At 42.9% G+C, this 8,194-nt stretch carries 4 protein-coding genes; 3 read left to right on the top strand and 1 reads right to left on the bottom strand.

The features are described from left to right. The 3 genes from BHV72_RS18355 to BHV72_RS18345 all read left to right on the top strand — a co-directional run. Positions 1-573 (top strand): M60 family metallopeptidase (locus tag BHV72_RS18355; RefSeq protein ID WP_286857369.1); only part of this gene is annotated, 573 nt, incomplete at its 5' end. Between the two features lie 53 nt (positions 574-626). Beyond that, positions 627-2,468: a heparinase II/III domain-containing protein gene (locus BHV72_RS18350; protein WP_286857366.1), complete on the top strand. Its 1,842-nt coding sequence runs from the start codon at positions 627-629 to the stop codon at positions 2,466-2,468. Between the two features lie 32 nt (positions 2,469-2,500). Next, positions 2,501-4,045, top strand: a complete 1,545-nt coding sequence (locus tag BHV72_RS18345; protein WP_055169901.1) for a Gfo/Idh/MocA family protein — start codon at positions 2,501-2,503, stop codon at positions 4,043-4,045. Between the two features lie 85 nt (positions 4,046-4,130). Here the strand turns inward: BHV72_RS18345 and BHV72_RS18340 are convergent, their stop codons facing one another. Then, positions 4,131-8,105, bottom strand: a complete 3,975-nt coding sequence (locus BHV72_RS18340) for a two-component regulator propeller domain-containing protein (protein ID WP_286857363.1) — start codon at positions 8,103-8,105, stop codon at positions 4,131-4,133. Positions 8,106-8,194: the final 89 nt, after the last annotated feature.

Raw genomic sequence — 8,194 nt, 5'->3', positions numbered from 1 at the left:
AACTGGGGTATTCATCATGAGATAGGACACGTGATGCAGATGCGTCCTTGGCTTACTTGGGGAGGAATGACAGAAGTGAGCAATAATCTTTTCTCCATGTATGGCACTATGAGTTTGGGTGATTCCAGTCGTTTGAGTAAGCGTCATATTTATGAGGTTGCTTTTAGTAAAGTACTTGATGCGCCAGAAAAGCAGTTTATCATGTGTGTGAAGGATCCTTTCCATAAGTTGATACCCTTCTGGCAAATTCAAATCTATGCCGATAAGATTGGTTATAAGGATTTCTATGCCGACCTGATGGAGCATTTACGTAACCAACCTCATAAAGGGGCGGGTAATGCATCTATTCATAATATGTATGAGTATATTAAGCTTTGCTGTGATTTCCTGAAAACAGATCTTACGGACTTCTTCGATGCGTGGGGGTTCTTTCAGACCGGAAAATTTCATGTAGGCGATTATGGTAACTATGATTTTGAGGTCACTCCCAAGATGATTGAGGAAACAAAGCACTACATTGCTTCTAAAAACTATCCGAAACCGAGTATGGATGTGACAAAATTGACAGATTAGTTTTTACATGATATAAAAAACAATTCACGGGAGTTGTATTTAATTCTTTCAATATGAGAAATCTATTTTTTAATTCGATTGCAAATATGGGCAGATGCACTGTTGTTGTATTCATGTTGCTTTTTGTTTGCAATATGTATGGTCAGCAACGCTTTCTTTCCAATCACCCTCGCTTGCTGTTCACTGGTGCAGAAGAAGCTGCTGTGAAGCAGTTGATACAAAACAATCAGCTTGCCAGTGAGTTGGCGGAGTTCTTGAAAGCGAAAGCGGATACATTGGTGATTACTCCGCAGAAACCTTATCTAAAGGATAAATATGGTAATATATTGTGGACATCCCGATCTTATGTGAACCGCTTGGGTACGCTTGCATTAGCTTACCGTCTCTACGGTGAGCGGAAATACTTGGATGCCGCCAACGAGGCTGTATTGTGGGTGTGTAACTATCCCGACTGGGATCCACCTCACTATTTGGATACTGCGGAAATGGCAACTGCCGTAGCTATTGCTTATGACTGGTTGTATGATGCGCTGCCTACTTCGACTAAAGACTTGGTAAAGAAATGTTTGTACGAACGTGCCATTGTTCGTGTGTTACGTGAATACGAAAAGGGTAGCTTGGGAAGTTGGGCGAAACGAGAAACCAATTGGAACGTGGTATGTAACACTGGTATGGTGCTGGCCGCTTTGGGTATTGCAGAAGATTATCCGAAAGAGGCCGCTGTCATTCTTGATAATGCTGCCAAGTATATGCCCAACTGCCTGAAACATTTTGCTCCGGATGGCGTATGCTATGAGGGCCCTGCTTATTGGGGATATACTACCAGTTATTTAACTCTCTACCTAAAGGCGGTGGCTGATAATGACAATGGAAAGGGAGGTATAGCACAACTACCCGGCTTGGAGCGCACGGCGCTTTATCAAAAACGGACACTTACTCCGTCCGGTCGTCTTTTTAATTTCGGTAATGCGGGGGCTGATGCTCAAAATTCTCCGGCATTTTTCTTATTCAGCCGTATGTATAACCAACCTGAAGTGGCTGAATGGTATCGGGAGAAGTTAAAATTGACCATGCAGGATAATTTACTTCTACATCAGCTTTTCTTTCTGTCACTTCCTTGGTTTGACAATGCTTCACCTAAAAAAGTGGAGAAAATACCTGCTTTAGAAATATACCACAACACAATTAATGATATAATAGTTTTCAATGGGAATAGAAATAAGAAAGGTTCTCTATTTTTGATAGCCAAGGGTGGAGAACCTCGTCAAGCGCATCAACATTTGGATGGAGGTACATTCATTGTTGAAAGCAATGGGGTTTGTTGGACAGAGGATCTGGGAGCTGATGATTATGCCCTACCGGGATTTTGGGACGGACGTCCTGACGGACAACGTTGGAAGTATTTCCGTAATAACAATTTTTCCCATAATACGTTGAGTATCGACCATAAGATTCAGTATGCCAATGGCGAGGCATTTGTTTGCGAAGAGCATACAGATGCGAAGCAGCCTTCTGTAAAGCTGGATATGACTACTCTATACAAAGATCAGGCTTCTTCTGTATTCCGCACGTTCAAATTGTTAAATGATTACACAATAGAGATAACGGATGAAGTGGACTTACTCAGCCCGCAGTCTATAGTCTCATGGATAGCTTCCACCAAGGCACAAGTGGAAGTAAAAGAGAACCGGGTACGCTTGACGCATGAAGGCAAACATTTTTATATGGAAATCATCGCTCCGGCAGGAGCTACCTTTAAAACTTATCCGGCAAAGAATACCTATAAGGGTGAATATCCCATTGAAGGTTACAATATGTTGGAGGCAGAATGTGGATTGGAAGGTGGTAAAGGAAAGGTTGTGGTGCGTATGAGCAGTAAAAGAAATATGAGATAGCCTACTAAGAATAATTTAATTAATAATTACGTATGAAAATAACAAATTTTTTAGCATTGGGCATATGCCTCTTGTTTGGTTCATGTACAATGCAGAAATCTACTGTACAAGTTAACGACAAGGGTACGGAATGGGAGTGGAATAAAGGAACAATTGTAGTGAAAACTCCCGAACGACCTGCCGGACAAGAGAGTGTCATCGGGCTGGCTCTTCCTAAGATGGAAGTAGTTCGTGTGGGATTTGTAGGGTTAGGTATGCGTGGGCCGGGTGCTGTGTCACGTTTCACTTACATTCCTGGCACACAGATTGTAGCACTGTGCGACTATGAAAAGGAGCGTGCTGAGAAGTGTCAAAAGTATCTGAAAGAAGCTTCTTTACCAAAAGCGGCTGTTTACTCGGGTGATAAAGGTTACGAAGAATTGTGTAAACGCGATGATATTGATCTGGTTTATATTGCAACCGACTGGTTGCATCATTTTCCTGTGGCGAAATGCGCATTGGAGAATGGCAAAAACGTAGCGATTGAAGTTCCTTCGGCTATGAACCTGAAAGAATGTTGGGAACTGGTTGATCTTAGTGAGAAGAACCGTAAGCACTGCATGATTTTGGAGAACTGTTGTTATGACTGGTTTGAGATGAATACCTTAAATATGGCACAACATGGAGTGTTTGGTGAGGTAATTCGCGCGCAGGGTGCCTATATTCATAATCTTGCTCCTTTCTGGAAGCATTATTGGAAGAAAGGTGAGGATGACAAATTGGGCTGGCGTTTGGATTATAATATGCGTCATCGTGGCGATGTATATGCTACTCATGGTCTTGGTCCGGTGGCGCAGGCCCTCAATATTCATCGTGGTGACCGTATGGAGACTTTAGTAGCAATGGATACCAAATCGGTCGTAGGTAAGGACTTGGTGAAAGAAAATGCCGATTCTGTTTGTAATAGTTTCCGTAATGGTGACCACACTACTACTTTGATTCGTACCGCTAATGGTAAGGTCATCGAAATCCAGCATAACGTGATGACTCCGCAACCCTACAACCGCCTTTATCAACTGACGGGTACTAAGGGTTTTGCCAATAAATATCCTACTCAAGGGTACGCCCTTGATGCAGAGCAGTTGAAGGCTTCCGGCGTTCAGCCTAAGGTGGACGACTTGAATTCACATGGCTTCATGCCGAGAGAGGAGATGGTAGCTTTAGTAGAGAAGTATCAACATCCTATCCTGAAAAAGTATGGTGAGATGGCGAAAGAGGTAGGCGGCCATGGTGGTATGGATTTCATCATGGACAGCCGTTTGGTTTACTGCTTGCAGAATGGTCTTCCGTTGGATATGGACGTTTATGATTTGGCAGAATGGTGTTGCTTGGCAGAATTGGGTGAACTCTCTATGGACAATGGTTGCGCCTCTGTTGCATTTCCTGACTTTACCCGTGGTGAATGGAATAAGGTGAAAGGCTACAGACACGCTTATGCTGCTCCTGCTGACGAGGAAGCAGCGATGGAAAAAGCGAAGGCTTTCACTAGCAAATTGAAAGAACAAGGCGCCAAAGAATGGGCAGCAACCGAAGAATAAAATAAAATTTAAAAAACATGTAATCAATAGGCTCAGGGTATCAAAGAGTGAATCCCGTTCAGCAACAATAGCAGAACGGGATTTTTCACTTTCCTCTGTACTCTTGTGGTGACTGATTGAAACAGGCTTTGAAGCAATGCCGGAAGTAACGTAGAGAACTGAATCCTGCCTGATAGGCTATTTCCGTGATTTGTAGCTCGGGATGATTTCTCAACAGTTCTGCTGCGTATTTCAGGCGGGCATTCATAATGAACTCGTTAGGAGACATACAGCTCAAGGCTTTCAGTTTATTGTAGAATGCGCTACGGCTTAAAGCCATTTCCTTGGCTAGGGCACCGACGTCGAATTCTGAGTCTGAGAGATGGGCTTTGACCGTTTCCTCTAACTGTTCCAGAAACTTGGCATCAATAGGGTTAAGCGCTAGTGCTTGTATCTCAATTTCAGCAGGAGATTCACTAGTTGTCATTTTCTGGCTGAATTTCTGTTTTAGCAGTTTTCGGTTACGCAGTATATTGGCAATGCGAGCTTGCAGCATTTTGTTGTTGAAAGGTTTCCCAATGTATTCGTCGGCACCGCATTGCAGTCCTTCCAACTTTTTGTCGTTCGAAGTGAGGGCTGTGAGCAGTACTACGGGGGTGTGGCAGAGGTCGAAGTCGGTTTTTATCTTGGAACACATCTCAATACCGTCCATTTCCGGCATCATGACATCGCTTAGTATAAGGTCGGGACGTTCTTCCATTGCTTTTTGTAGTCCGTCCTTGCCGTTCATCGCAATAACTATCCGGTAGAGTGGCGAGAGTAGATCGGTGAGCAGTTGGAGCAGTTCTTCGTTATCCTCTACAATGAGTACGCAGTCCTTGTCCGTCCTTCCAATGGAAATAGGTTCCGGTGTTTCTGCACATTCTTCTGTTTCTGTCGTTTCTGTGAATGGTGCGAGTATTGTTGCAGATTCCGCTTTTGTTGCCTCTATGAAGGTGACATCGTTGTCATCTTTAAAGAGATTTTCTTTGGGTAGTATTACTGTGAAGATACTTCCATAATCTATTGCACTTTGCACTTCGATTTGACCGTGGTGTAGTTCTACAATACCCTTTGAAAGAGCCAGGCCGATACCACTACCGGGTGAAGAAAAGTTTTCGTCCGCCTGGTAGAAGCGGTCGAAGATGAACGGTAGGGCCTTTGGGGGAATACCTTTGCCGGAGTCTATCACCTTAATATAAATAGAATCTCCTTTATCAGTGATTGACAATTCTATTTTTCCTTTTTCGGGCGTATGTTTAAAGGCATTGGAAAGTAGATTGGTGAGGACTTTCCTCAATTGTCGTCCATCGAACCAGCACAACAAGTTTTCTGTTTCTGTATGGAATATGAACTGTATATTCTGTAAGTTCGCTTGGTCTATGAAATCTTGATGAATTTGTCTCAAGTAGGGGATGAGGTCCATTTGGCAAACGTTTAGATGCAGTTTCCCGCGTTCCATCTTCCGGAAATCCAGTAGCTCTGAGATCAGCTCTTTGAACTGGAATGTGTTTCTGTAGATTTTTGTCAGGCGACTGCGCAGAAAAGGAGAGAGGCTATTGACTTGTAACAGTGCTTCAATTTGTGCGATAATGAGTGTTAGCGGTGTACGAAACTCGTGAGAGATATTGGCAAAGAACTGCAACTTGGCTTGTATCAGTTCTTCATTCTTCTCTTTTTCCAGTTTTTCTTGTGCCAGTGAGGCGCGGAGTTGCATCTTGGAACGTGCTTCACTGAAAATATTCCAGCCAATGACAGTGATTGTGCAGAGATAAAGAATCCACATCCACCAGGTGTTCCACCAGGGATGATGAATAAGGATGGGGAGTTCGATAGCATGTATTTCGTCGAGTAGACTCTGTTGTTGTTCACGTATTACCAGTTTATACTTTCCGGGGGGGATATTGGTGAATACCACAGTATTACCGTTGGTTTTGCTCCACTCTTTGCTGAATCCTTCCAACTTGTATTCATATATTTTTCTGTCAGTATTATTAACGTAATTGTTCGAAGAAAAACTGATGGAGAAGTTATTCTCTTTGTGGTTCAACTCTATTTGTCGGACAAAGGGTAAAGCACTTTTCAGAATACCATCGTCCGTTCCGACGGAGATAACCCGATTGTTTACTACTAAAGAAGAAAAATAAAGGTTGTAATTGGGGGCTATTTTCTGCAACGAGGAGTTCATGAACGAACTCATACCTTCTATACCACCTACAAAGGTTTCTCCGTTACGGCAAATCAGAAGTCCGCAACCTTCGTTGATAGCAGAGAGGTGCAAACTCTCCACATCAATTAGCTGCTTCTCCTTGGTCTGTGGATGATAAATGAGAAGACCATGGTCGTTACTGATTGCCAGATAACCTTTGGTGGTGATATCCATATTGTAGCAATAGTCAGCATCAATATCTGTGCAAGCTGTAAATTGCTCTTTTTTTCCGTCGAACCGATAGATGCCGCTTCCGGAGGTACCGAAATAAAGGGTACCATCGTGACTTTCCGCCATGCTCTGCACATAATAGTTTCCCAATCCTTTTTCACCGTATTGATAGATATATTTTTCTTGCGGATTGTTCATGTTGATACGTACAATTCTCCTCCAATGGGTTATCCAAAGGTAGTTTTGAGAATCTATCAGAAAATTGCTTCCTTCTGTATTTGCTTCCGGGATTTGAGGGAATAGTTTTTGGAAGTTCCCTTTTCCTTCTTTGACAAACATCCCTTCTCCCGTAAGGAGATAGATTTTCTCATTTCTGAACGTTACCTTTGTCCAGGTATTTCCAAATGCTTTGGAGTGGAAGACAACTTTTTTGCTTGGAATGTCGAAGCACAAGCCGCCCTGTTTGTGAGTACCTATGTAGAGTTGGTCGTTTGCGGCATCGTAGGTAATGCATTTTAGGTTGTAGAAAGGTCCGTGGGCTGATTTTGCGTCCATTAGGTAGTGAGTGAAACGTCCGGTTTCCCGTTCCAGGCAGTTCAGACCACCTCCTTCGGTACAAATCCATACGTCTCCACGCTTGTCTTCCACCATGTTTCCGACGAAAGGAAAGCTTAATCCGTTTTCGTTGCCGATACTTTCGGTATAGTGGTGAAAGATATCCACTTCGGGGTTGAAGTAGTTGACACCACCATAGTAGGTACCCACCCAGATAGTACCTTGCCGGTCTTTGTGAAGTGAAAAAATAGAAGAGTGGCATAGACTTCCGGGTTTGCTTCCTCTTTGATAGTAAGAAATATGCCCTAAGGTATCTATCTTGTTCAGTCCGTTGAAGGTACCCAGCCAAATACTTCCCTCGTTGTCTTCCACAAAGCAACGCACATCATTGCTGGAGATACCGAATTCCTTTTGGATGGTAAATTGCTGGCTGATTCCGTTCTCTATCTTGTACATGCCGTTGCGGAAAGTGGCCACCCACATCGTTCCACGGCTGTCCCGGTATAATGAAAGCACGTTGATATTTGGAATCACGCAGACGGGGGATGAAGGATTATGGATATTATCGGTTCTGTAAAGTCCGTTTCGGGTACCCAGCCAGAGACTGTTATTGGCATCTACATAAAGGCGGATGATTGTTTTATGGAAAGGGGCTTGGTAGACGAATCTGAATGTTTCTTGTTCCCGGTCCCATTGGAAGACACTATCATTAACAGCTGTCCATATTGTATGGTTGTGTGCGAATAGAGTTTGTGTGCGTAGTGGTAGAGATAAAAAACGATCTTTATGTAGATCATAACGGATCAGTTTCCCATCAGAAGTAAAGAATAGATTACCTTGTTTGTCACTTACTATGTGTGATATTTCATTACCGCCAAAATAATCTTTATTGTCCGGAGAAGGTTTATAGGTTTTCATTTGGTTCCCATCGTAGCAGTTCAAGCCTTCGAGTGTACCAAACCACATTCTGTCCAGTTCGTCCTGGCAGATAGAAAGTACAGATATTTGTGACAGACCATCTGATTTGCCTAAATGCTTAAAATAGATATTTCCGTAAATGGCAACAGATATGATAAGAAATAGGCATAGTAACGATTTCCTTTTCATAGCGGGGATTTTGAGATTAAGCGTGTTTATGATTACCATACAAAAGTAAAGCTTTTAGCCGAGAATGAGATGTTAAAAATGAGCTTTTT

This window comes from Bacteroides sp. 43_46 (assembly GCF_001915455.1).
Taxonomy (GTDB): domain Bacteria; phylum Bacteroidota; class Bacteroidia; order Bacteroidales; family Bacteroidaceae; genus Bacteroides; species Bacteroides caccae.
The sequence above is the reverse complement of the archived record's forward strand: the minus strand, read 5'-3'. Positions and strand labels throughout refer to the sequence as shown.